The sequence below is a fragment of the Pseudobacteriovorax antillogorgiicola genome (genome assembly GCF_900177345.1).
GTDB lineage: Bacteria > Bdellovibrionota_B > Oligoflexia > Oligoflexales > Oligoflexaceae > Pseudobacteriovorax > Pseudobacteriovorax antillogorgiicola.
This window is the reverse complement of record NZ_FWZT01000028.1, coordinates 64073-89264: the sequence shown is the minus strand read 5'-3', so window position 1 is coordinate 89264 and position 25192 is coordinate 64073. Positions and strand designations below refer to the sequence as shown.

Here is a 25192-nt window from a genome sequence, read left to right as displayed (position 1 = left end):
GCGGCAATGGTACTGCTCTAATAAGAGTGGGAGAGTAGCTCGACGCAGCCTAAAAATATAAAAACCCTCTGGTCTCGCGATCAGAGGGTTTTTTGCGTTCACGAATCATCATTGATTAGGTCATTGTGATAGGCCTACCAGCCAGTTGCTGCATTTATTCCAAAAAATCGATAAAATGGTGAGACAAACTCAGGCCATGATGAAGGTTAGATATGAAACTGATCTGTGTACTGCTCCTAGTGTTCGCTAATGAAGTGTCTTATGCTCGGATCAAGCTGTTGGTGGGGGATGGCAATCAGAAGCCATTTATCCTGAAGAACCAGGTTGGGCTCACTCAGAGAACACTCCAGCTCTTTAATCGCCTCCAAAGCAAGTTTTTGTTTGATCATAGCCCCTTACCGGTAAAAAGGATGCGGGTGATGGCCAAGAACGAAGAAATCGATTTGGTAGCTTACGATAATCCAGCGTGGGGGTGGCCTAAGGGTAAGCTAGCCCCCAGCCAAGCACTTCTCCGCAACCAAGATGTATTCATTACAAACAAAAACTTTCAGGGTCGTGAGGTTTTTAAGCGCCTGGGGGAGGTCCCCATCGTTACAGTTAGTGGCTTTCATTATCGCTTCGCCAATTACCAGCATGGCCCCGACATCGTCGAAAAGTATAAAATGATTGAAGCTATTAGTGAGTCTAATGTCTTGAACATGATTTTACTCAATCGTGCTCCGCTCGGAATTATATCGACCTCCTATTTAAATTACACGAAGGTTTTCGAATCAAGCTCATATGAGCAGATCCTCATTGGCAAAAAAGAAGATCAATCATACAAAAGGTTTTTTAACGTGGTTGCGGGAGCTAAAATAAATCTTGAAGAATTAAATGCTATTATTGATAAAGCTATCGTTAGCGGTGAGTTTGAAAAGTTATTCCAATCATTTGGCTTAAAGGATGATTTTTTATCGCGAAACCTCTGATACATAATTTCACTATATACTCAGTCAGTGAAAGGATTTGAATGAAGCTTTGCTTTGGGTTGCTATTAACTTTACTAATGGTAGCGACAGTGAGCTTTGGATCAACCGAATTGGTCATGGGCTCGTCTTCAAGCGCAGCATTTTTTGGTCTTGAGGTGAAGATTTACAAGGCACTTTCGGATCGCCTCCCCAATATCAACTTTAAAGTAGTGCACTTGCCCTTAAAACGATCTCTATTTATGGCCAATCGAGGTGAGCTGGATGGTGATGCTGGTCGAGTCTCGGAAATTAAAAGAATATATAGTGTGCCTAATGTTATAGTGATTTCTGAGCCTATCTTGGAGCTGGGCTTATACGTGGTTAGGCGAAAGGACTCCTATCCTGTAGTTAGCTTGAATGAGCTGAAACGCTTCAATATTAGCTTCCTGCGCGGGATGATCTTGCTCGAACACGTGCTGGGCTCGAAAAAAGCCTACCTCGTGAATGACGCTAGCGATGGCTTACGAGTATTACGCGCTGGAAGGATCGATTACTATATCATCGATGGGATAAAGAAGCCGCCTTCGCGACCCGAGTTTGAGGGCCTAATTGTTGATCCAAAGCCAATCAAAGAGATACTCCTTCATCCCGTACTTCACGATAGCCATAAGGACAAGGCAGCAGCCATAACGAAGGCTATTGCCAATATGAGGTTGGACGGTAGCCTAGCCAAGATTATCGAGCAATCAAGTCTATAGAAACTGTTCGCCACAGGTGAACAAAAGATTTCCGAAAGTGCGAAACGTTTATTGTCTTTCTTGGTCTTCAATTGTTATGTTCCCCCCCTTGCAAATTTTGCCATAAGGCAAGCTAAAGGAGGAAGTCTATGAAATTGATGTCTGTAGCTCTAGGAGCGGTTCTATTTACTAATATTGCAGCTGCGAACACGGTACCATCAGAGAAGCTTCTAAATGTTGCATCTAGTCAGCAAGATGATGGCTTTAACCGTGAAACCATTTCAGCAAGTCGTGGATTCTATGTGAAAGCAGATTCCCATCGCATCCAATATCTAGGGCGATTGAGTCGAGACTATCAGGCCCTCGTCAGTATGAAACTCAAAAGCTTGAACATGAAAGCGATTTCTGAAGTTCCTGTGATCAAGAGTGACGTTGCACTCAAAATTCTGACTCCTGGCTGGGGCGGGACGCTTTATGAAAATGAATTCTTCTCTTGGACTACAACACCCGCATTTGAGAATAATGAACTTATTCTAAATGATGTTGAAAGTGTGTTTGGCAATAACCCAGGTGATGAAGTCGTTTCAGACGTATTTGTTTCGATCTCGACGACAGATATTCCCATGTATGTGAAAAATATCTCTGTTGAATTTACTACTTATACAGACTAATCTTGTCGCTTAATCAGTTCTGAGCTGTATCACGAAAGCAAGATGAATCTTAGCGGTTTTGTCTTGCTTTTGCAGCTCTACTGATATTGAAGCGCCAATATCTTGCAAAGCTGATTTAATGGCTGCGAGACCCATACCCTGACCAGAGATGGAACTAACAGTTTCTTTAGTTGTGAATCCAGGATGAAAGAGTAGATTCAAGATATCTTGTTCAGAGCGTTGACTGCCAGTTATAAGGCCTAGCTCATCCACTCTCGCTTGAAAACTAGCAAGATCTAAACCCTGACCGTCGTCTTCAAATCTGATCATGGTGATTCCTTGGTCCTTTGAAACCCGAATATGAATTTTTCCTATTCGGCTTTTGCCAGCCAGCAAACGAGTCTCATCAGGTTCGATACCGTGATCGAGTGAATTTCTCAATAGGTGGAGTAGGGCTCCTTTTAATACTTGAGCTTCCTTATTCCCAATTAAAATATGGCCGGAACTATCGATGACAATCTCTGATGGGGCCTTACCTAGCTCAGCAGATATTGAAGGAATCTGTTCAGCCACTTCATTGATAATCTTAGTGATGGCTTTGTTTGATCCAGATACTTCTGGAAGTTCGTGCTGCAACTCTCGAACTAAAAGATTAAGTTGCGGATCACCGAAATTTGATTTCTCCTCAAGAGTTTTGATTAGTAGGTGTATTTTCTCCAGAGCTTGACCTTTATCTTGTAAGCTATTGCGACGAGATAGCCCTAGTCGTTCTTCACTTAAGTAGCGATACCGCTCAATAATTTCTTGCACCTTCTGATAGGATGTTAGCATGTTCTCCTGATTCCATGAGTTGATGCTCTTGGTAACATCTTTGCAAATTTGCTCGGCTTGGTGAATTTGGTCGGTTAATAGCTTTAGTTGATGAGATCGAGCAAATGCTTTCAATGAATGATAATTGATAAAGATAGCCTTCAATACGTCATGGCCCCCCTTGGGGTTGTTTTTGATAAGCCTGAGAGTTTGCTTTTGGAGTTCAAAGCAGTAGTCGATGAATTCGAAAAATACGGGCTGCGGTATCGATAGTATTTCTTCGATACGTTCCATTTCTTCCTTGTGTAGGAGGGTCTCGTGCTCTAATTCCCTTAGTCCAGTGATATCTCTCACTACCACGAGGATTTTTTCGGTGATACTCTCTTGATTTTCGATGCTTTGCCAATTCAGCTCTAGTATTTTATTACGGTAGACGACCTCTGTTGGTAAGTGGCTACTGTTGATGGCAAAGTTCATGGAAAGCTCATTCAAGGAGCTCCGTAATACACTATCTATTTTAGCTAGTTCGTCGGATGATAAGTTGGTCTCCTTTAAGAAAAGCTCAATCGGTTCTCGCCCGCCTATATCCGAGTGACCTAGAACTGATTCCAGGTGCTTTGAATAGTGATCTTCGATAGTCCCATCAGGCAAGACAGTGAATATTCCATGATTGATGTGTCTCATCACTGAGTCTATGTGTCTTGTTTTTGATTCGACTAGCTCTTCCACAGTGCCTATATATCGCTCAAGGCTGATGTTTACGATTCTTAGTTTTTCTCCCATGGAAAGTGAGAGCAAGAACCCCTCAAGGAACGCGCCAATCTCTACGGCAAGCAGCAATGCGGGATGTTTGGTGATAATCCCAAGTGCTGATAAGGCAAATAGTATAGTGGCTATCAAAATCGCTGAAAACGCGATCAGGTAGAAAATAGCTTCTTTTCGTTTTTGGCTGGCTAGATAAGTGGCGATAATCAACTGACAGATATAGATGGACAAGGATAGGAAAGTTAGCACAAATACTGGATCAGAGCCGGAACCTTCTAAGTAGAGAAACACTGTGGCAACTAAGATCAAGCAAAATTTAACAAACCGATCGGTTCGCGGAAAGCTCGAAAGCCTTAAAAAGTTGCGAAAGAATAGTAAGCCAAACACAAGACAGAAACAGATGCTAATATTGAATATCGGCTTCCAAAGCACAATATTGTCATCAGGAAACAAGGCAACCCAAAGGTGATTTTTAAAAAGAAGAAATAGAAATGCGAACATCATATAGCCAACGTAGTAGAGATACGTTAACTCTTTGGATATAAGAAATATGCAAAAGTTATAGAGAATTAGAGCTATAAAAGACCCAAAGTAGACTGCATATAGAAGATAGTAAACGTTCTTCTGTGCCCTGAATTCACCGTTTCTGAAAATCTGAAAGTTCAGGGAATTTGGTGAGCCGTTATTGCGAATAAAGATAGAAACTTCCCCTTGGTCGGAGCGAATCTCAAGTGGAAAGACGAATTCGATGCTAGGGTCAGGGTTGGGGCGCGTGGATAGGGGATAGACTGTTCCTGAACGCATGGTTTTTAAAAGTGTCCTGGAACTATCTAAGACATAGATTGTGATGTCATGAAGAAAACCTTCAAAGTACAGCTCGACGAGTTTTTTTTCAGCATTGCCCGTGTACTGGAGCCGAGCATGGTACCACACTGGGGTGCCTATGACTCCAAAATTTGGAATGGCCTCATCAGACAGGGTGAATTTGCCATCATTCTCGGCCGAAATAATATCGGTGAGCGTAGGCTGGCCGGTTTTTAGATACTGTTGATCATAACGATCTCGTAGGAATTGGAACTTTCTTTCTGTAGTTTCTAAGGCGAAGAACTCCCCTGTGTCAACTGCCATGGGCTTCACTTGATGAGGGGATACAAAGTAGGCCAGATCACCTGCCTGGGCTTCATAGTGGTGAAGACTATCGTCAATTTTGATCAGCGTTTGTGCAAAACTTGAGGTGGACTTTCCCCAAAGAATCAGACAGACGATTGGGATCAGGTGTTTCATGGCTTTCTCTCAGGTCGAACGGCGCCCATTCTCACTGTCGGAAAAAATGCTCAAGAACAGGCCTACAAAATTTGCCTAGTACACCATATGAATCGCCTTCTGACTAGTGCCTAGTCGATTTGAAGCCTCGGCGTTGTTGACTTTGTCACTCGCTCGCCACCGTACCCAGCATGTACTGTCTCCTTGCTCGCTTCTTGTCGCCTAGCCGAGAATTTAAATCGACTAGGCGCTAGTATCTTAAGATTTGGATTTTTGAGGGCTCATAAGCTGTAAAAGAGGCATACCTTTCCGTGGTCCTAGCATCGCGATACTGGTAAGAACTCCTGCGCTCAATGCACCTCCCACGCCACAGGTAACGAGGTCCTGCCCCGTAAAGTACAGGTTTTTGATCGAGGGTCGTGCTCGGAGCCAACGCTGCTCAAAACGCTCGGGGGTATGATCGAGGCCATAGATCTCGCCCCGAGAATAGCTACAAAAATGTTCTGTTGATAAAGGAGTTGAAAGCTCAGTATAGTCAACTTTACCTTTTAACTGAGGAAGTTTTTCGTAAAGGGCGTCTAGTAACCGCTCTGTAATAGATGACTTAAGTTCGTTGTATTCTGCGCCACGTTTCTGCCAGTTCTTTTCCTTCCAAGGCTCGAACCATTCATAAGGCGCAGGAGCGACGATTTCAATCGTACTTCTTCCGGGGTAGTTCGTTTCCCAGTCTGGATCTTTGCTAGAAGGGAACGAGATGTAGACAATCGGAAATTCTTTGCTTGTCCCATTCTTAAAGGCTTGAACATTGCCGTCATGGTCGCGGTCTCGATAGACCCAAAGGTTAGCATTATCGAAGCCTAGTTCAGCTCCATTCGCTTTGATGCCGATATATAAACAAACATGGGAGAAGGATGGGCTAACACAGTCTTCCTTGTATGTGTAAGGGTTATCTTCTTGGCTTTTGGATTCGATCAGATTCGAATACGAGTTACTAATACCGATGGCGCTGACAACTCGTTTAGCCCTAATTTCCCTGCCATTTTCAAGAAGGACTCCACAAGCTCGGCCATCTTTTATCAAGACCTTTTCGACCCCAGCATTGGTGATCACCTGTCCTCCGCTTTTCTGGATGACAGGCTCAATGGTTCTTGCGATGGACGATGAGCCGCCAACAGGGTAGTTGCCGCCAGCTAAAAAGTGTTTGGCAACCGTTGCATGCATTGCAAAGCTAGATGCTTTGGGTGGGAGTCCATAGTCACCCCATTGACCAGTAAGGACGGCGATGAGCGTTTCGTCCTGTGTCATGCTTCGAAGAACATCATATGTTGATCGCTTGGCAAGCTTCAGGTAGTCCCTAGTGAGTTTGTTATATAGAATCTTACTGAGCCAGATAGGAAGTGTCTTTTCCATAAAGTAGCCAGAGGATACCCGACTTACTTGCCGAATCATGTCAACATATTGCTCAATAGCTCGCTCCTCCTTGGGAAAGTAGCTCACCATACGCTCTTTGAATTGCTGGGGGCCAGCAACATAATCATAGGCATCAGGACCTAGATAGATTCGGTCGTAAACAGGCGGCATCTCAGACCACTGAAGGGCTCCATCAGAAACGTAGTCGAAAACTCTTCTCATGACAGAATGCTTTCGATGGACCTCGCCAATATAGTGAACACCAACATCCCACTCATAACCTTTCCGCTGGAATGTATGGGTGAAACCTCCGGCCGTGTAGTGTTTTTCAAGAACTAAAACTTTCTGCCCCGCCTTGGATAGGCAGGCGGCAGTCGCAAGCCCTCCCATTCCCGAACCAACCACAATACAATCGTATTGGTCATCGATTGAAGCTCGATGCCATGCTGTTCCAACATTCATCCCTGACCCCTTTCCCGTAGGCGCTAGAGTTCTTCTTTGATTGACTTGCCTACGAAATAGCTACAAGATGATGTTGTCGGCGTCAACATAAGACTTGAATTTTTCATTTTAAACTCAGAGAAGATAATGCCCGAGCAATACCATCATGGTCAGTTGAGACAGGCCATGCTTCAAGAAACACTGAATATGCTAGCCCGTGACGAAGCTCACCTTATCGGCTTTCGCGAACTCGCAAGGCGCCTCGAAGTATCCCGTGCGGCACCCTACCGTCACTTTCAAAGTATTGATGAGCTTTTTGCGGTGGTTGCCGAAGAAGGCTTTACGACCTTTGTTGAAAGCTTAGAAAAGGTTCAGCAACATTCCTACGAAAGTTCGAGAGAAGCCCTTGCTTCCCTAGGGCAATGCTACGTACACTTTGCTCTCGATCATCCGGCCCACTATAGATTGATGTTTGATCAGCGCTTCTACCATTCAGATGACTACCCAAAAGTCAAAGCTCTTGCTAAGCGTGCCTTTTCAATTTTAAGGGATAAAGCAGTGGTTATGGCGCGAGACGATGAAACGGTGGATGAAGTTGAACTGGCCAGTGTAGCTTGGGCTTGTGTTCATGGTCTAGCGCAACTAGTAATAGATGGGCAACTTAGTCATATTCCACAAGTTAGACAATTCGTGAACCGTTCATGTCGTCGTCTTGCAGGTTTACCAACAGATCATTCAGCTCAATGATCTAGTGGGCTAAGTGATTCATCTTCAAACTCAGCTTGCAGGGTTTCATTTGGAAAGTCATCGTCGTCCCCAGCTGCTCCGTCATCGCAGTAAAGAGTTTTTTGGTTGTCGACAGCCAGGCACTTTCGAACTCGATCTAGATAGCAACGACATTTCTCATATTCAGGCCAGTGCTTCAGTGATTGATCTAGCCAATCCTTGGCATCATCGTATTGAGAAAACCGTAAGTAGCCAAGACCAAGATTGAAACAGACCAAGGCTTTTACATGGTGATCGGAGATGTAGCCCAGGGCTGCTTGGTAATGATTGATACCACCTTCGAGGTCGCCGCTTCTGATCAAACCGACCCCGATGGCATTGAGGAGACCAGCGAATGTTTCGGGAATATTACTTGGGTTGTTATGTTTGAAAAAATGATCAAGCTGATGGCTCAAAGTGAGTCCGTGTTGGGCATCCTCTGAGTCAGGATCGATTGCGGCGGCACGGTTGAAGTAGTGCTGGGCTTGATCGGTGTCTAACTCTTCCAAGTTGAGGCGGCCTAGATCGCAAAGACGTTCTAGGTTGTTGGGCGAACGATCAAAAGATCGCTTCAGGTGTTTTTCGGCCTGTTGCACATCGCCTAGGCCTAAGAAAATCTTCCCTAGCTCGCAGTCTACATTGAGAGCACCTGGGCGATACTGCTGAGCCCGAAAAGCAAATCGAGAGGCCTGTTCGAAGCTAAACATCTCTCTGAGGAGGCGCGAACAAAGTAGAAGCATTGGGACGGGCCTTGGGCAACTGTCGAGAAAAACTTCAATCTTCTGATCTAGGCGAACCATATCTTGTTCGTCTTTGAGATCCTGAAGAAGCTCGGCGACATTTTTTTGCTGCTGAAAAAACCATCTTGCCTCTGAAAACACATCTTTTACAGAACGAACAAGTAACTGAGCGCGAAATGGTTTAAGCAGTGGGCTCGTGAAATTGAACTCTTGCATAAGATTGAAGTCAGCTTCCTGAAGGTAACCGGAAATTATCAGCATGGGAATGTGACGGTAATGAGAATGAGATCGGAATCGGTTTACCAGACGAAGCCCGCTCAATTCCCCGGCGAGACGCCAGTCTGTGATAATGAGATCGAAAGTCTCTTGCTGCGCCTTCTGCCAAGCTTCCTCCCCTGACGTACAAAAATAGAAGCTCACATAGGGAAAGGTGTTTTTGATTGGATCAGCTATAACAGAGTGGATCGTCGGGTCATCTTCGATGATGAGTATTCGGCTAGGAGTATCTGAAAATTCAAACTTGGGGGGATTCTCCGTTATTTGGTTTTGGACCTCTGTCATAGCTAGTCCTCCTTCATTAGCCTATACTTCTCCATCGGATTCTTCAGGTATCCTTGAGTAGTATTCAAAAGAGGTTGAATTTTAGTGCCTTATGAAGACTATTACGATACTGATGAATTGCAAAAGCTTTAATTAAGAAATTTTAGGAGCTATAGATGATGTCTTGAAACAAAAATCTTACCAATGGTATCGATAAAGAGATGAGCGAGATGAACTGATATTCCGCCATCTCGTGTTTAGGACACACAATCCTGCAGAGCTGTCAGATCGATAAACTGGGCTGGAATTGAGAGAACGATTGAAAATTGGTAGAACTCCTGGTCTTCGATTGCTGGTGGCTCTAGCTTCAACGAGACCTGGCCACGGTTTTGTTCTAAATATTGTCGGACAGCGTTCATGCCGACGCCGCGGCCCGAGATCTGTGAAACCTTCTGAGCTGTTGAGAAGCCGTGGGAGAAAATAAGCTCTGCAATTTCATCTGCAGTAGAGCCGCTCTGAATCATTCCGCGCCGAAGCCCCCTATCACGGAGAGCAGTAATATTCAGACCTCGTCCGTCATCACGGAGTTGGATTGTTATGGTACCAGATTTTTCAGTTGCTTCGATATAGATTGCACCCTCTTCAGGCTTTCCAGCATCTAGGCGTTGAACTCGATTTTCGATCCCATGGTCGAGGCTATTTCTTAGGATATGAATCAGGCAGTTGCGAAGAAGAACATCTTGATCGTGGGTAATAAAAATATCGTCTGTCTGTATAGATATCTGGGGTGGTGACTTGCCAAGATCTTTGGCGATTTTTTCGGCTTGACCGGACAAATCCTGGAGCATCGAAGCGAGGGACATGAAAATGTGATTTGTCAGTTGATCGCTGTTTTCACGAATAATATCTCGCAGGGAGTCGGGCAGGACGACACCGGTTTCGATAAAGCGCAGCAGCCGAAAGCTATCTTCCAAAAATCGCCTATCGATCGTAACCTTCGACAGATCTTCACCCCGACCCAGGGTATCGCAATTGATCTTGAGATAGCGATGAAATAGGTCTTCTGCTTCCTTCATATCAGCTTCCAATTCAACCTGATCAGGGTTAAGCTGCTTTTTTAGGATTTCAGAGTAGCGTGTCTCTAGTACATGAAAGCGATCTGAAAGGTTCTTGAACTTTAGTGTTCGAGCGGCCCCTTTTAAAGTGTGTAAGTTTACAAAGATGATTTTAAGAGTATCGGGGTCTACGTGCCCACTACGCACAAGCCGGAGGTTTTCATCAATAAGAGTTTGCCCAGAGGCAAAGAACTGAGAGGCCCGCTTCGGGCCTGCTTCAACAAGTTGTTGGATGACTTCGAATTCTTGACAGGTATCGTGTCCATAGCAGCTCTGGGAGTCGCAAAAAACTCCGCGCGAATAGGCTAAACCAGAGGCAGGCATGACCCATGATTAAGCTGGGAAGAGGGTTGCTTTCCCGAATCGAAGTGTACTGAAACAAGACTTCATCATACCAGGCTTGAAAAATCCCTAATGCGGCCACGTAACCGATATATTGTAAATAGTAGGGCTCACGAAGGTTTAAGTAGATGAGAAAGTTGTAGAGTACCATTACGAAGACCGTTCCATAAAACCCTCCCATCAGAAACAGTTCAGCTAGCGCAAAGTTCATAAACGCTCTAGGTTCCCACAAATCTAAAGTCGCATGAAGTGCAATGGTTCTTCTGAGTCGGATATAGTGGGTTCGTTCTTGGCTCTGAATCGGGATATTAATGACGGGAAAGCGATAGTCAACCCCATTCATTTCGGACATACGAGAGTTGCGAATTTCAATCGTGTGATAGCTACCATCGCCTCTTTGAACGAAGTAATCGGTTTCATTGATAAAGCCCTTTCGCGTGACCAACATCATATTTCGGGGATGCTTGCTTCCTGAAACTTTGAATCTTAACCAAAAAGTTGATTCCGTTTGACCGAACGCATGTTGTGATTGGCGACTTTGCCGCCAAGTCTTAGCGGACTTGACTTCTTCAAAGCTAAGGGCTCCAGATGAATCCTCTAGAATTTCAAGGTAGTGACCAAGGCGGTAGAAGTCTTCCCCTCGGTCCACATCGAGCAACTGTGGATTTGCCCCCGCTATGCCGGCAATGGCCCAGTAGATAATGAAGCTGGGAAAGAGATACTTCAATTCTTATCCATTTTCCGTTTTTTAAAACTAGCCTTAATGCGGTCATCGGGTTCCAGGAGGCGAACTAAAGTAGAAAATTTGTAATAGTTATGTCTTATGGCTCATCTCTAAAGCGGGATTTAAATATTAATAAAAATAGATAGATATAGGTGTGTGATGAACAGATCAAGCCGCCTTTGCTTTGAACATGCGCATCCCAGCCGAGGGAGCTTTTGAGAGACGGCTTTGAGTTATTTAGCGCACTTTAAACTTGATGATTTGCAATTCCGCATTTGCTTGTAGTGCCCTTGACTTCAAGCTATAAAATATTGATTGAGATGATTCGAGAATGCGGGAGGATAGAGATGAAAACAAGCGATGTCATGACCAAAGATGTTATCACGATTGATAGCCAAGAAACAGTAGAAACAGCTGCGAAAACGATGCTTAAACACAACATTGGTGGGCTGCCCGTTTTGGAAAAAGGAAAAATAGTTGGCATCATCACGGAGTCTGACTTTATTGGTAAGCGTGTAGAGGTGCCTCACGCTATCGGCTCGATGCCGGAACTCCTGGGGCACTGGTTTGAAGGCGTTAGCGTGGAATCGGTCCTTCAGGATGCTCGCAAGCTGCAGGTTCGCGAGGTAATGACTAAGAACTTGGTATTTGTAGGGCCAGAAACACCCCTGACTCAGACAGTGAAGACCATGATGCAGCGTGATCTCACCCGCTTGCCAGTTTTGCAGGATGGCAAGTTAGTTGGGTTAGTTGCACGGCGGGATGTGCTGGGGGCGTTTGATAAACTGGCGGATTAGAATAGAAATAAGAGCCAGTGTGGATAGGCTTAGTATCAGTATTTATTGCATATAATAGAATTTCATTGCTAATATGACGTGGTTAATATAATCTAGCATCTAAGTTTCACCTTTGAATTCCAAAAAGGTCAAAAATGCTTCGATTTATCAGTCTGTTAGCGGTTCTTGCTTCCTGCCAATCCAAGGTAAACAATCAGTTTTCAGAAACTAAGCTTGAATGTGGTGCGATAGAAAACCAATCAGCATTTTGGATTCCCATCGTCGACGAGCAGGGTCGTAAGTTAGCAGGAGAGAATATATCGGCAAGGATTGATGGCAACGGCCAGAGTCAGCCCCTCCGCGTTTCTGATAAGGGTTGCGTAGGTTTTGAATTCGACCCCGGACATGGGGACGAGCTTATTATTGCAAGGGATAAACCTGGTGAGTTGAAAGGCTTTATCGGCCCAGCAAAAGAGGTGTTTGATTCCTATTCAAGTATCAGTATGGTTTCGATCCAACAAAAGGCTTTCGATTTTTCGTGCCCAGTGAACGGTGGTTTACAAAATCTTTTCATCACGTCCAAAGCTGTTCAGCTCAACTACAGAATTGATGAGGCTCTCAACCACTACGAGATGAAAATATATAGGGGCACAGACGAAGTGCTGAGCCCTCCAAAGCTATTGGCGGGCCCTTATCTCCTACCATTGGAGCAGCTGCAAGAAGGTGTGAATGATATAGTTATCGAACTGCGCTCAAAACTTAGTGATAGATATACTTACCAAAAAGTCTGCAAGGTGGAGAAAGACACTGTAAAGCCAAGAGTTACACTTACGACCAATAGTGAAAGTCTGGAGCTAAGGCCTGGTCAAAGCTTAGCCTTGACCATAGAAGGAGCAAATCGGTTCAGTACTGCTTCGCAGAGCTAGGGCAGGACCGATGCAATACCTACCAGAATGGCGACAATATTCTAACAGCACCTGCCTTTGGAGAATGGAATCTGATTGCTTATGCTGAAGATAGCGCTGGAAATGTTTCTGAGCCGTTGAATGTTCCAGTAACGATTCTCGAGGATGACAAGTACGGGCGGATAGAGAATCTGCTTGAATCGGCTGCTTTGCACCGTAGCTTGGGTAATCAAGTGGAGGCAGCTGTTAGTGCACTGGAAGCGGAAAGTGTACGTCGTTCACTGTTTTTAGAAGAAGATAAAGAATTGTATTGGAAGGCTACCTTAAATGCCCTTGTAAATGCTAAAAATAAGTTAACTATCAGAAACAAGGTTCTTGATAGGTCGGGAGGTAAAGGTAGGTCAGTATACCCTCTTCAAAACGGTGGCTTTATTTTTGTTCGCTATTCAGAGTTAAGTTCTTTGGTTAGAAGCTTTTCTAATACTGGAGAACTGAAAGCGACCTTAGAAGTCTCAAACCAATTGACTAGTGAGCAAGTCGTAAATAACCATATTCTTATCGGTACATCTAAAAATGAGTACTCGCTACTTGATTCGAATCTAAGAAAAGTACAATCTTGGATAGTACCTAGTAAATCCATGATAAAGATATCAGACGATCTATCAACCGTTATTGTTGTCTCCAAAACCATAGATATGATTCGCTCGGGGAGGAAGATTAAACTTGCTGAGTATCCAGGTCCCGTATTTGAAAAGTTCAAGAACCTAAGTATCCATCCGAATGGAGAGCGTATATACCTAGCAACCAAAAATGAACTTGTCGCTTTTGATAAGAACGGCCAGCGCATTTATACTCGGATGCTGAATGACAAGCATATTACTGAACTTACTCTTATATCATTTGATCAATACTCTAAAGACATTGTTTTTGTAAATGGAGTTCGCTCGACTGATACAGAGCTATTGGTTTTTAAAGAACTAAAAAGTGGATTGCTGGAGAAAACTACATCTAAAAAATTTCCGTCTAGAGTTTTTCATAGCGATCTAAAAAAAGGTAAGAACTTTTTTTACGGCCAGCTAGGGAAAAAGGTATTTCGCTTCGATCCTTCCATTGATGAAGTTTCTGAGCTAAATTTGCCAGAAGGATACCTGACATGGGCGTATGATGAACGTGTGGATGGCATATTTGTTCATTCAAGTTCTGAAAAGTACATTATTTCACCTGGTTTTGATCGATTTGATGTTAGTAGCTACAGTAATGGCTTTCCCGCTGGTCGAACTGTAGAAATAGTTAACTTACAGGGAGGTCAATTCTTTAAGGTCATTGACAGCGAAAATAGTCGATTTAGCATCATAGATCGGAATCTTAATAGATTATATTCAAGTAATCTATCCAATAGCGACTGGAGTATCGCGGTATCCTATAAAAAGGATTTTGCCTTAGTCTATGGTAAAAATAATCAGGAACTGTTTTTCGAAGATCTACAGCCATTCAAAAGTGTCACTACAGAGCTTGGAACGACTTGTGTCTCTCCTGATTCTGCGAGCAGTACAATGGACTACATAATTTTCAAGGACTGTAAAGGCCGGCCTTTTGTATACAACGCGAAGTCACGAGAAATGTCCTTCAATGGCAGCTTTTCAAAAGAAAGAGGCTTTTCAATTATCCAAGCTCAGAAAGGAAGTGGTCAACACTTACTAACAGTGTCAAATAATAAGCTGAGCCGATGGAAAATTAGCGAAGGGTTGCAAAAGGATGGAGAAATAAGCTTCGGTAGCAATATTAAGAAACTTCTTTCGTTAGGCGAAGATTTTCATCTGGTGTTTCTTGTAGGGGGAACTGCTATCCGTATGAATAACAACCTTTCCAAAGTAGAAACATTGGTTGAAGGGTTGCCAGTTTTTTACTTTAATAGCTCAAGCTCTAATGGCAATATTGTTTATGATTTTGATTCATCTAGCCAAACAGTTTATCTTTCAGCAGTTCTAGATGATCTTCCAGTATTAGTGGTCCATCGTCCAGGGAATACGAAACTAATACAAGTCCAAGACTATCTTCCTAGTACCGATACTCCTACTCTAGTTAATGCTACTATTGAATCTATTTCGGTTGAAGAGGTTGAAGAAAGAATAAATCTAGGATTCCATGATGGAAATGTTCTGATTCTCGATTTGCCTTCGAAAAGTGCAAGTGAAGTGGTTGCTCAGTCTGAGATTCTTTTCTCACTTGTTAGTTCAACGCGAGGGGTTGTTGGCTACAGTGAAGATCAAACTGTTGTTAGGTATAGCGAAGGTATGACAGAAATCTTGGATCGGTGTGAGGGCTGCTATTTTGTTAAGTACTATCCTGGAGTGAGCTACGTAACAACAAACGGGAGGCAGCCAAGCCTTCGTACTGCTGATGGAGAAGTTATTTTTGCACTGGAAGGCGAAAGAAGTCTAAAACAGCTCTTTTATCACGATCAAGGCGCAATTTTATTGAAGTCAGAATCGCTAGTACACTTAGACTTGAATCATACTAAGCTAGTCAAAGAAATGTGTGGCATTTTGAAGTCCTACCTTGTTCAGCACAAGCTTGAAAAGAAATTATGCTCAATATAATAGGCTACTATGTGCTTACTTCTCGATTGTAGTTTTTACTTTATTATTTTTAGCTTCTTTTGGTGCCAGATCCTTAGTGCTTGATTTTTCGCTAGAAACTGATGGGTTCTTTTTTTCAGAGCTTGATTTCTCTTGTCTAATTGTGATTTTCTTTATTCCTTCAGAGCGTGTGTTGAAAAATATATTAACCTCTTGGAGAAATGGTGCGAGAGTAAACGCTCTGAAATTCATCTTCTCAAATTTTATTGGTTTCTTACAAACTAGCTTGTACTGAGCTGTAATGCTAGCGAAGTATTCAGCATGCTTGTCTTGTTCTTTGATAGGAACTTCTTTTCTTGACATTTCTTGGCTGATAGTCCTCAGTTTTTTACCGTAGATAACTGTAGGTTGATTGGCAAGGGCACATTTGAAAGATTTCGTTGAGAAAATATGGGCGGGATTCTTTAGTTTTTCAATGATCGATTTCGTAATCTCGCTTTGACTCATAGCATGTTTATCAACTTGAGTAAAGTTGTAGAGAGGACTGATAAAGGAGACAAGGTAGTTTCCTGCTACTTCATTGATTTTTAGAGAAGCAAAACCTTTACTCTTTTCGAGCTCATACTTGGGAAGCTTGAATGTTTCATGCTTTCCTTTGTGAGCAAAAGATGCCGAACTTATCAATAGAATGATCATCACAGATAGAGTTGATCGCATCATTGAAACACCTCAGGAGGAAGCTAGGACTAAATATGCAAAAGGATCGGCTCACTAGAACCAATCCTTATCGGTATATTTTTCCCAGCTAATCAGTGCCTACTGAATGTACTCAACGAATACAGTTGAGCCATTTTCATTTCCATTGTGATTGTAAAGGTCGCCAGGTGCGCGGCCCACAGCTGCAGCCCCAATGACTTCCGGATAACCAAGGTTGAAACTACACTGCCCAGCATCCAATTGCTGTGCTCCACCCCAGTGATCGAAAACACCACCTTGAGCATGGATTCTTAAGCGTGCATTGGCGTCAGAAGAAGCATGATTACAGAAAACTAGCTTTTGGCCAGCCTTGATCTGGAGGAGATTATTTTGATCCATATCTCCGATAGCGTTGATAACTGCAGCGTTACTGATGTCGCCAGCAGCTGTGACTTTAGTCGCTCCAACGTCACTTTTAAAAACAACACTGTCGTCAGCAGCTACAAAAGCCGTAACAACAACAGTATCCATCGCAAGTAAGTCTGCATTAGTTAAAGGAGTCGGTGCCTCAACCACTGGAGTTTCTTCAACCGCTTCTTCCTCTTCAGCTTCATCAGCTACTGGAGTTTCATCGGCTGTGTTGTCAGCGCTTTGTGTGTTGTCACTAGAATCTTGAGCAGGTGTCGCATCTCCTGAAGTTGCAGTTCCTGGCTTCATCTCATACTCGAATGATTGTGTTTCACAACCAAACATGGCCATTAGAATGGCAACTAGAGAAACAGTGCTAAGTCTCATGTTAAGTACCCCTTTAGGTTTATCGTCCCTACCATCACAAGTAGGAGTTTAAGTCTCCGTGCTCTTTCTGTTGTGCAAAGAGCATTCCGCAAGTTTCTTACCAGTAAAGCACCAAAATTTTTGCTGTCTAGAGGTTGTTTGCGTGTCCAAGCGTTTGACGTTGCCTTCAACTTAGCCAAAAAAATTAGGTCCTTGGGCAAGGATACGGTTTTGTAATCCCACTGCCTTATCGGCAGATTTATGGCAATGTTTAGTGAAAATATTTAGACTCATAAATTAGTAGCTTAAGTCTAATGATTAGCTTGTTGTGAAGATAGAGCCCTAGAATTTAAAAGATAAACAAAATCGATAAATAAAAGATTAATAATCTTAGGCGTCGAGCCGATAGACAGTTATGGGCAAATCGCTTAGGCCTAGGCATATTAATATTTTGGGGATAAAGAGATGAAACTCACGGGGATCATTTGGAGTTTGTTCGCTGTTTCAATCTTAGGTAGTGCTTGTGACAGCAGTGAACCAGTCGCAACTCAGTATAAAAAGAATCTAGCAGCTGGTGATGCGACTACCGGTGGTGCAACCGATGGTGGTGGCGCGACCGATGATGATGCTGGAGCCGATGAAGGAAGCGCGCCCGATGGTGGTGGCGATGTAGACCCCGCTCTAGCGGAGGCTGGGCTTGCTTTTTTCAATGAGAACAATTGTGCTGTCTGTCATGTAGAAGGCGGTGGGGGAGCCGGACCCGACTTGAATGGAAATGTAGATCCAGATCCCGTACAGTTAAAGTCTAATTACGATGGAGAAGGATCACATACAAACTTTCCAATCTCCGACGAACAAGCACAGCAGCTAGCAGCAGCGTTCACTGGTTGATGTAATACTTATCCACCATAGCATGTTGGGTTACGATCTACTGCTATGGTGCCTGAAACACTAATCCCAGACTCAACCCTTTCAAGATATCTCTCTCTTTGACGAAAACTAAGGAAATATCGACAAGAGAGTGCGATGAAATACTTAGTTCTTTTACCAGTGCTGCTTTTTGCTTGTGAAAAAGTCTCAAATATTTACCACCAAGAGATTTATGACTGTGGAGAGGCCTCAAGCGAGAAAACTCGGCTTGTCTATCCTTTGATGAAGCTTGACCTAGATAGGTCTAAGGCCTTTATTGTCTCGAAATCAGAGATCAATCTACTGGAATTTAGCTCGAAAGGTTGTATCAAAGTCGACCTGGAAACTTATACCGAGGGAGAAATTGCAGCGGTTTTTCGAGAAGGCCCACTTGTATACTTTGGGCGTATCAGTGTTTCAACTGCAAAGTCGGCAAACCCTTCGATTGAACTAATAAAGTATGAGAGGGAAAATTTTTCCGAGCTTAAGTTGCCTCGATCAGGGGAACTAGTATTAGGCAACATTAGGGATAACTTAGGGCTTACTTTAGCGGGCCAAGGGTTTGCTGACAAAGTGCTGAGCCTTACCATAAAAGGGGAAAATTCTCCCAATCATGCTGTTTGGTTCGATGATTTTGAGCAGAAAACACTTAGCCTTTCAGCACAGCTAGCTGACGGAATCTACGATATCGAGTACTCCTTCATAGACCTCCTATCTGAGGATTCGGTTAGGGCCGGTCATTTTAAGTACAAAGTTCAACGTAATGCACCTACATTGCTTGCTAATGTGAGTCTTTTAGATGAAATCGTTAGATTGAACCCTCAGGAAGAAATTGTATTCTCATCATCTGAGGGTAAGGACCTTGAGTACTTTTATTGCTCAGCAGATGAAAACTTCGGTCTAGATGAGTGCAATTTTCGAGGCTTTTCAGGGGCACTGCAAGCACCTAAGAGAGGCCAGCACAACTTTTTCATCAAGGGAGTTGACAAACATGGTAACGAAACAGGTTTGGTTCGCCTGTCAATCGAGATATTCGATCAAAGAACTTTGGATGAGATCGAAGTTCTTTCAGCGCGAGCTTTGTCAGCATCTGAAGCTCACGATACCGCGGCAACCATAAGAATCTTAGAAGAACTTACACAACGTCTAGGTGGTTTAGAAGGCAATGAAATAGCTACAATCTATGAAAAGCTTAGCAATACCATATTTAAGGTTGGACAAAACCTACATATTCTTGGTGAATACAGATCATCTCAACTAAATTTAGACGGGATTATAAAGGGGAAATTAGTTTTCCACGAAAATGGGAAGTTGAAGTCAATTGATACAAAAAAGCCAGATGAAGTTGTCATAATTGGAGACGATACCAATTCATTTTATTCGTTCGTGGATGAAGAAGGGATTTTGGCAAATAGCGCATCCGACGGAGTTTGTAGATATCAGCTAGATCAGAAGCAAAATGAATGCATACTGCTTAACGCGAATTGTAAGCAGAAACTCTACGATGCCAATGTATACGAGATAGCGTGTATCAATAATGATTCTGATAGAATATATATTTCAAGCTTCGTTTCAAAAGTTGAAGCTAGTATGGCGATTCCTGGAGATTATAAAAGCCCAACTCCAGTGTTGTTTGATGGAGTCTCAGATGAAGTTTACATAAGTTACTATAGCCCTAGCAAGGAGCGATTGGTAGCAATATTCGACCTTAAAAATCAAGTTGTGGAAAACCTACCATTTCCAGCTGTTGGTGTCGGCGCCTTGAACTCATCATCAAGTATCGCTGTCTTAAAAGGAAAGGATGAGTTCAGCGATAGTGTTACCTATGTATTCGATCGAAATTCAAAGAAAGTCCTTAGAAAAATAGGACTAAAGAATCCTCAGTTCCCGCAGAAGTCTACTTTTTACAATGGCATGATTGGCGTATTAGAAGAGAATGGAATTTCTTACTTCTATAATGACACAGGAATTGTCTCCTACAAGCCACAAAATGGCTATAAAATGGCATTTTGGGATTTTGACCCGGGTCGACGTAAGTTTGTCTCTGGCCACTACTTAGGAGGAAGTATCGTGTGGTATGGAGAAGAACCCACTACTTTCATAGAGAGCGGAGGAGGGAGATTAGCAAAGGCGATGTTTGGACCGTTACGTGCCAATCCAGTTTTTTTCAGCCAATCTAAAGACTCAATAGTGGAGATAAAGGAAACAGACTTCCTGACTATTCAATCGCAACCGACTGAATTTAAATTTTCAAAAGCCCTAGGCCGAACTGAATCACTTCTGGGGAGAGGAATCAAATTCGTTTTGCTCGCTTCGGAAAAAAATAGTCTGTTTTCTATTTCTCTATCTGGGGATGTCGTTGAGGAATTTTCATTTGGTCAAAAAAAGGACCTAATAGTAGATGGTTGTATGCTTGAAAATGGACAAGTTGTGACACAGCATCAGGACGGGTCAATAAGTAGAGTCAACCTTACATCTAAAGAGTCTGAACTGATTTGGGCATCCTCACTCAAGGGAAGGAAAAAATCAAAACTCCCTCTAATGGAATGTAATGAAAAACATGTTAGCTATGAATTTGATGGGAAGTTGTGGGTATTGAACTTAAAATCTAAGAAAATAATCGAAAACCACGCACTTTCGAAAGGTGGCTACCTCTTCAGAGATTTTACAGATGGAATCGCTTTTATTAATGAAAAAGAAGAACTTGTCCTTAAGTACTACAAAAAAGAAGGCGTAGTAAAAATGCCAAGATTCCGAACAACGTCACGTGCGTTTCAACCCTTTTATGTTAACAAGAGCGATAAAACAATAGCGTATATCGCAGATATGAATTTTGTAAAGCTATACGATTTGCAAGAGGAAGAGCTTGTTGCAAGCCAGGAGCTGGAGACGGATTATGTATTGGGTGTTTGGAGTCGAAACCGTAAGATGAGCGCGGTAAACTTAAATGGCTTTCTTTTGAATGAGGGAGTTTCAGATAACTCTGCTATTGGAAAGCTGGGCCTAATTAAAATATTCGTTCATGACGATTTCCTAGGATTCTTAACTAGAAGTGATTTAACTCTTTATTCGAGCATGGGCAATCAATACGTTAAAATTGGCTACATCCCGAACGAACTGTTCGTGGACTGTACTGAGGTCTGCCAGGTTGTGGATGGAAAATACATGGTATTTGCTCACGAGATAGGAAAACGATCCAAAGTCTTACCCAGAGATCTAGGATCAAAGTCAGAAGTGCTGGTTTTTCCTCTGGACCTTGAAGCAGCATTGTCAACGATTCAAAGAACTTACTCGCTCCCAAACATTGGGGATATACAAAAGAAAGGACAGTAAAACGGTCCAAATCTTCATAAATAGCCATATAAAAGCCTAAAACATATAGATAAATTAGAAGTACTAAAGGACAAATAAATTCTCCCGATTAGTATTTATAACGGCGTCTTGATATATGATCTGTCAAGTCCTGCCCAGGAATATACCTAAAAATTGTGCTATATTAACCAAAGATATCTCAAACAAGGAATCCATCATGAAGAATCTGATCTCCGGTAGAGGCCTGAGCTTTCTATGTACTTGTATTCTTATGGTTCAATGTGGTGTCTTTGTGGGAAACCCAGCTGATGAAACTGATGGAGTGGAAGCTGATGGTAGTATACCAGACGACTCCACGGGAACATCGAGCTCAATGACGCTGACCTTATCAGCTGATAGCTCGGCAACCCTGCAGGGAGCGTCGACACCCTTGATTTTGCCGAATGGCTTGACTATAAATTACGGCCGCTTGACTGTGAGTCGCTTGAGAATGGTTCCTAGTGCTGAGGAGTCTGAGTTTGAGCAAGGCCTAGACGAACGCCTCTCTCAAATTGAAGAGCAAGAAGATCCTGGTAAAGCGACTACACGAGAAGAAAAGGAAGGCTCCATAGAAAGCATTGAAGCTGAGTATGATGAGCTTATTGCTGCTGCAGCGACTGAGGAAGAAAAAGAAGCACTTCGTGAGCAAGAAGATGAGGAGCGGGCAACTCATGAAGAGGAAGTCGCTAGTATTGAAAAAGAGTTGCAAGATGAGAAAGATGCATTGGAAGATACCGAAGATAGCTCCCTGAAACTTAAAGATAATGACTATGTTTATGATCTTCTTGCCAACACTGTTACACCAAGTATTGATTCATTCAGCGCACTCGATGGCTCCTACCAACGAGTCGAGTTCGAATTAAGACCCTTACGGGAATCAAGTGACCCTAAACTTCTAAATCGGGCAGCCTTAGTCGAAGGCGTCATCGAAATTGATAGCACTACAAGGAGGGTTGAAGTGGAAGTTAGGCAACTAACACCGATAAAACTCAAGGGTACTGGTGGTCTCCAGGTGGATGCAGACGATACCAACGACATGATCATCAAGTTTGCTTTGGGTGCTTGGTTTGTGGATGTCAATTTGAATACGGCTACGGTCAATACCCGAGGCGAAATCCACATCAATGAGAAAGAAAACCGGCCATTGTATGATGCGATCTTGCAGAATATCCGCCGCTCCACAAAGTTTGGAGAGGATCAAGATACAGATGGTCAATTGGACGACGACGAGCTGGTTGGCGATGGTGATGATTAGCAGAATAGCCTTCCTAAAGGATATGGAAGATCAATGGCAAGGCAGCCAAAACTACAAAAAGTGGAGAAGAGCCTTCATGTAGAACATGGGCTCGTCACTGTAACAATTGATCCTGAGATGGTCGAAATTCTTGAGAATGCTCCTCAGCAAGTGATGGGGCATGCTCGCTTGCTTCTGGCTGGTTTGAGAAGTGGGGGGAAGATCGATGCATTTGAACTGATGCCCGATGATCTCAAAGGCGTTTGGGATCTATTGAAGGTTAAAAACCTCCCCCGTCCTCTTTCAATTTTAATAGGCCTCGGTGGGCCGAAGATTCAAGAAATCAATATCGACCTAAGCCCAAAGCATAAAGATTATGCATTGGTGACTATTGATCTAAACAGTGAAGAAATGAAGAGGATTCACCCCTACTGGTTGGAATATTACTTAAACAAGCGGCTTGAAAAGAAAAATTGTGATTGGAAACTTGATCCGTCGTGCATTCAAAGCATCTGGGAACGCAAAGTTCACTCTAAGGAAGATATTCGAAATTATCCCCTTGCTAAGAAAACAGAGTACAATCCGCGCCGTCATGGAAAGCGGTTTGCAATTCGAATCAGGCCATACTCTCTCGATATCTATGTTATTCTTGGTGATCTGAAAGGCTACGAAGAAGAAGAGCTTAGCCAAGCAATTATCAAAGATATTCAAAAGGCCATATTCAAGCTATCCGTTGATCCTCGGAACTCAGGAGTATTTAAGGTGTTTGTTGGTCATATCCAAAAACAAATTCACCTTGCCTATCACGGTCCCGCCGCTATGGGGTATGGCTTTCCTATGACGTTCCTGGGTGGTTTGGCATTTACGCGAACTGTTAAGGTACAAGGCGTAGATCCCCTCCTTCCCATGGCCTATCTTAAAAGCTTGGAAAGTAAGCTTGATATTCGTGGGCAAAATCTTCTAGGGATCGCAAATAACGAGCTTGATATCGAGCGATGTGCAAAAGCACTTTTACGGAAACGGCTGATTCGTTTGAATAAGGAAAAGGATCTTCAAGTCATTACGGGGCGGGTTCTCCTCCGCGGCTTTATTGCAGCTCGGCAAGACCACGACTACTGTCGTCGCGGTATGGAGGTCGCACAGGAAGGGCTTACGGTAAAGAAAGCACATCGTGATTACAAGACTATGATGATTGGAGTTGCTAAGAATGCGATCCCAGAATATATGGAACTCTATCAAAATTTCAAACGAGAGGCTACCTTGTTGCTTCAGAAGAGCCGAGGGCGTGATCTCTACCACTTTAATCTACAGTTTTTTCCCTTGACTCGCATTGCTCCTAAGCCAGTGGAGCAACTTCGCGAAGAAAATGAAGATTTTCGCGATAGCCGTTGGTGCAATTTGCTGATACGTGAGATGGTGGGCTTGCCAGGAGTAAAAGATGATCCCACATGGTTCGGTTTGCATATGAACCCAGGAATTCCCATCAGTGATATCAAGTCTAGCCTATCAATGCTTAAACGCGGCGGGTTTCTGAAGTATGATCAGCTCAAAGGTCGACTAAGCCAAACGACGAAGGATATCATCGCTGAAGAGCCAAGCTATTTGCAGGGCATTCAGTTTCATACGGATGTATTGAATCTTGCCTTGCTTTCTGAAGCGTGGAAGCAGCCAGACCAAGGAGATTTTATTTCGATAAGCTTTACAACCGATGATGCTACAAGAAAAGAAATTCAAAAGGTGTATGACAGGTTTTTGTATCAAATTTTTGAACGAGCTAGCAAAACCTCAGAGCCCAACGGAATCTATCAGCTCAGTGTCCAGCTATTTCCCCTCATGAGAGGCTCTGACTTGCCAGGTTAGTTTTGGCAGGAACAGAGTCTTTGCATGCCGCCTTGGGAGGCGTTTGCATCAATATTCTGAACGGCTGCAACATACAAGATTCTCAAGTCCGGTCGGTACAGGCAAGCCCAGGGGCGATTGGCGAAGCTTAGAAGATCGACAGAGTCTACAGTCAGATTCAAACTCGTGAGTACCTGACTACAGAATTGAGCAGACGAGAAGTCTTCCATAGCCTGCTGGTTGACACCACCCCGATTTTGGCAAGTCGTCAGGCAGTTAATCCCTACGTCTCCCAAATACCAGGGTTGAGTGGCAGCCATAACAGCATCTTCCGTTGGTGCAAAACTCTCGTTGATGATCGATGGAATCTCGTCAGAAATACTCACAAACTGGTCTTGATTCGCCAAACCTTGAATCTGGCTGCTTGCTTTTACCTGTAGTGCCAACAGAGGAGTTAAGGAAACGTCTGTAAGCCAATGATAGTTTGGGTCTTGATTAGCAGCACGGAAATTGATCTGAACCAGAAGGCCACCTAAGTCGAAGGCTTGAATCTGCTGATCAGCTATCCCCGATAGGTTCTTTTTAGTATTCGTCTCTGGGTTATAAACTCCGCATCCGACTTGATTCTGAACACTTGGGTCGACGTAGCTACAATGAAGAAAACCACCACCTGCCATAACGGGCTCATTGACCTGAGTGTCGATCACAGCGCTTTCCGTTTCACTGGGGGATTCTGTAGGGCTTACACCTTTGGGCTTACTATTCTCATCGTTACGACTCACATTCAGTTGATTGCAACTCAAAAGAAGTGCAAAGCAAAGGGTGGAGTATCCTGAATGGTATAGTGCTGTTCTATCCAAGTTCATCATAGGGAGCCAAT

Annotated in this window: 19 protein-coding genes; 11 read left to right on the top strand and 8 right to left on the bottom strand. The window is 43.3% G+C overall.

What is annotated here, in order from left to right; genetic code table 11:
• Positions 1–212 precede the first annotated feature (212 nt).
• The 3 genes from B9N89_RS26980 (at position 213) to B9N89_RS26970 (ending at position 2355) form a co-directional block, all read left to right on the top strand.
• A complete protein-coding gene (locus B9N89_RS26980) occupies positions 213–968 on the top strand; it encodes a hypothetical protein (protein WP_132324672.1) in 756 nt (251 codons plus the stop codon).
• Between the two features lie 41 nt (positions 969–1009).
• On the top strand, positions 1010–1705 hold the full coding sequence (locus B9N89_RS26975; protein WP_143478287.1) for a type 2 periplasmic-binding domain-containing protein: 696 nt from the start codon (positions 1010–1012) through the stop codon (positions 1703–1705).
• 128 nt (positions 1706–1833) lie between these two features.
• On the top strand, positions 1834–2355 hold the full coding sequence (locus B9N89_RS26970) for a hypothetical protein (RefSeq protein WP_132324668.1): 522 nt from the start codon (positions 1834–1836) through the stop codon (positions 2353–2355).
• A gap of 9 nt (positions 2356–2364) precedes the next feature.
• Here B9N89_RS26970 and B9N89_RS26965 read toward each other — a convergent pair whose 3' ends face one another.
• Together B9N89_RS26965 and B9N89_RS26960 are read right to left on the bottom strand one after the other, a co-directional pair.
• The gene (locus B9N89_RS26965) at positions 2365–5193 is read right to left on the bottom strand and encodes a 7TM diverse intracellular signaling domain-containing protein (protein WP_132324666.1); all 2829 of its coding nucleotides are present in this window, start codon (positions 5191–5193) and stop codon (positions 2365–2367) included.
• 237 nt (positions 5194–5430) lie between these two features.
• Complete coding sequence (locus B9N89_RS26960; protein ID WP_132324664.1) at positions 5431–7044, bottom strand: phytoene desaturase family protein; 1614 nt, start codon at positions 7042–7044, stop codon at positions 5431–5433.
• Between the two features lie 126 nt (positions 7045–7170).
• Here B9N89_RS26960 and B9N89_RS26955 point away from each other — a divergent pair, with 126 nt between their 5' ends.
• Positions 7171–7770 (top strand): TetR/AcrR family transcriptional regulator, encoded by a 600-nt coding sequence (locus B9N89_RS26955; protein WP_132324662.1) that lies wholly within the window; start codon positions 7171–7173, stop codon positions 7768–7770.
• Here the strand turns inward: B9N89_RS26955 and B9N89_RS26950 are convergent.
• The 3 genes from B9N89_RS26950 to B9N89_RS26940 form a co-directional block, all read right to left on the bottom strand.
• Positions 7764–9089, bottom strand: coding sequence for a response regulator (locus B9N89_RS26950; protein WP_132324660.1), 1326 nt, complete (start codon positions 9087–9089; stop codon positions 7764–7766). The two genes, B9N89_RS26955 and B9N89_RS26950, sit on opposite strands and share 7 nt — an antisense overlap.
• Before the next feature lie 236 nt (positions 9090–9325).
• The gene (locus tag B9N89_RS26945; RefSeq protein WP_132324658.1) at positions 9326–10507 is read right to left on the bottom strand and encodes an ATP-binding protein; all 1182 of its coding nucleotides are present in this window, start codon (positions 10505–10507) and stop codon (positions 9326–9328) included.
• Positions 10401–11252 carry a 7TMR-DISM family protein gene (locus B9N89_RS26940; RefSeq protein ID WP_132324656.1) on the bottom strand — a complete coding sequence of 284 codons (852 nt, stop codon included), beginning with the start codon at positions 11250–11252 and terminating at the stop codon, positions 10401–10403. The genes B9N89_RS26945 and B9N89_RS26940 overlap by 107 nt, the downstream gene beginning before the upstream one ends.
• A gap of 344 nt (positions 11253–11596) precedes the next feature.
• Here B9N89_RS26940 and B9N89_RS26935 point away from each other — a divergent pair, with 344 nt between their 5' ends.
• The 3 genes from B9N89_RS26935 to B9N89_RS26925 all read left to right on the top strand — a co-directional run bounded on the left by B9N89_RS26935 (position 11597) and on the right by B9N89_RS26925 (position 15530).
• Positions 11597–12046 carry a CBS domain-containing protein gene (locus B9N89_RS26935; protein WP_159455665.1) on the top strand — a complete coding sequence of 150 codons (450 nt, stop codon included), beginning with the start codon at positions 11597–11599 and terminating at the stop codon, positions 12044–12046.
• A 134-nt stretch (positions 12047–12180) separates the two neighbouring features.
• Entirely contained in the window at positions 12181–12951 is a 771-nt protein-coding gene (locus B9N89_RS26930; RefSeq protein ID WP_132324652.1) for a hypothetical protein, read from the top strand.
• Between the two features lie 116 nt (positions 12952–13067).
• Positions 13068–15530, top strand: a complete 2463-nt coding sequence (locus B9N89_RS26925) for a hypothetical protein (protein WP_132324650.1) — start codon at positions 13068–13070, stop codon at positions 15528–15530.
• A 15-nt stretch (positions 15531–15545) separates the two neighbouring features.
• Here the strand turns inward: B9N89_RS26925 and B9N89_RS26920 are convergent, their stop codons facing one another.
• A complete protein-coding gene (locus B9N89_RS26920) occupies positions 15546–16205 on the bottom strand; it encodes a ZrgA family zinc uptake protein (RefSeq protein WP_234996174.1) in 660 nt (219 codons plus the stop codon).
• A 120-nt stretch (positions 16206–16325) separates the two neighbouring features.
• Positions 16326–17000: a hypothetical protein gene (locus B9N89_RS26915; RefSeq protein WP_132324646.1), complete on the bottom strand. Its 675-nt coding sequence runs from the start codon at positions 16998–17000 to the stop codon at positions 16326–16328.
• Positions 17001–17444: 444 nt separating this feature from the next.
• Between B9N89_RS26915 and B9N89_RS26910 the strand changes: the two genes are divergently transcribed.
• The 4 genes from B9N89_RS26910 to B9N89_RS26895 all read left to right on the top strand — a co-directional run bounded on the left by B9N89_RS26910 (position 17445) and on the right by B9N89_RS26895 (position 24333).
• Complete coding sequence (locus tag B9N89_RS26910) at positions 17445–17870, top strand: c-type cytochrome (RefSeq protein ID WP_132324644.1); 426 nt, start codon at positions 17445–17447, stop codon at positions 17868–17870.
• A 591-nt stretch (positions 17871–18461) separates the two neighbouring features.
• Positions 18462–21221: a hypothetical protein gene (locus B9N89_RS26905; RefSeq protein WP_132324642.1), complete on the top strand. Its 2760-nt coding sequence runs from the start codon at positions 18462–18464 to the stop codon at positions 21219–21221.
• 196 nt (positions 21222–21417) lie between these two features.
• Entirely contained in the window at positions 21418–22494 is a 1077-nt protein-coding gene (locus tag B9N89_RS26900) for a hypothetical protein (protein WP_132324641.1), read from the top strand.
• A 33-nt stretch (positions 22495–22527) separates the two neighbouring features.
• On the top strand, positions 22528–24333 hold the full coding sequence (locus tag B9N89_RS26895) for a TIGR02147 family protein (protein WP_132324639.1): 1806 nt from the start codon (positions 22528–22530) through the stop codon (positions 24331–24333).
• Here B9N89_RS26895 and B9N89_RS26890 read toward each other — a convergent pair.
• The gene (locus tag B9N89_RS26890) at positions 24330–25181 is read right to left on the bottom strand and encodes a hypothetical protein (RefSeq protein WP_132324637.1); all 852 of its coding nucleotides are present in this window, start codon (positions 25179–25181) and stop codon (positions 24330–24332) included. The genes B9N89_RS26895 and B9N89_RS26890 overlap by 4 nt on opposite strands.
• Between the last annotated feature and the right edge of the window lie 11 nt (positions 25182–25192).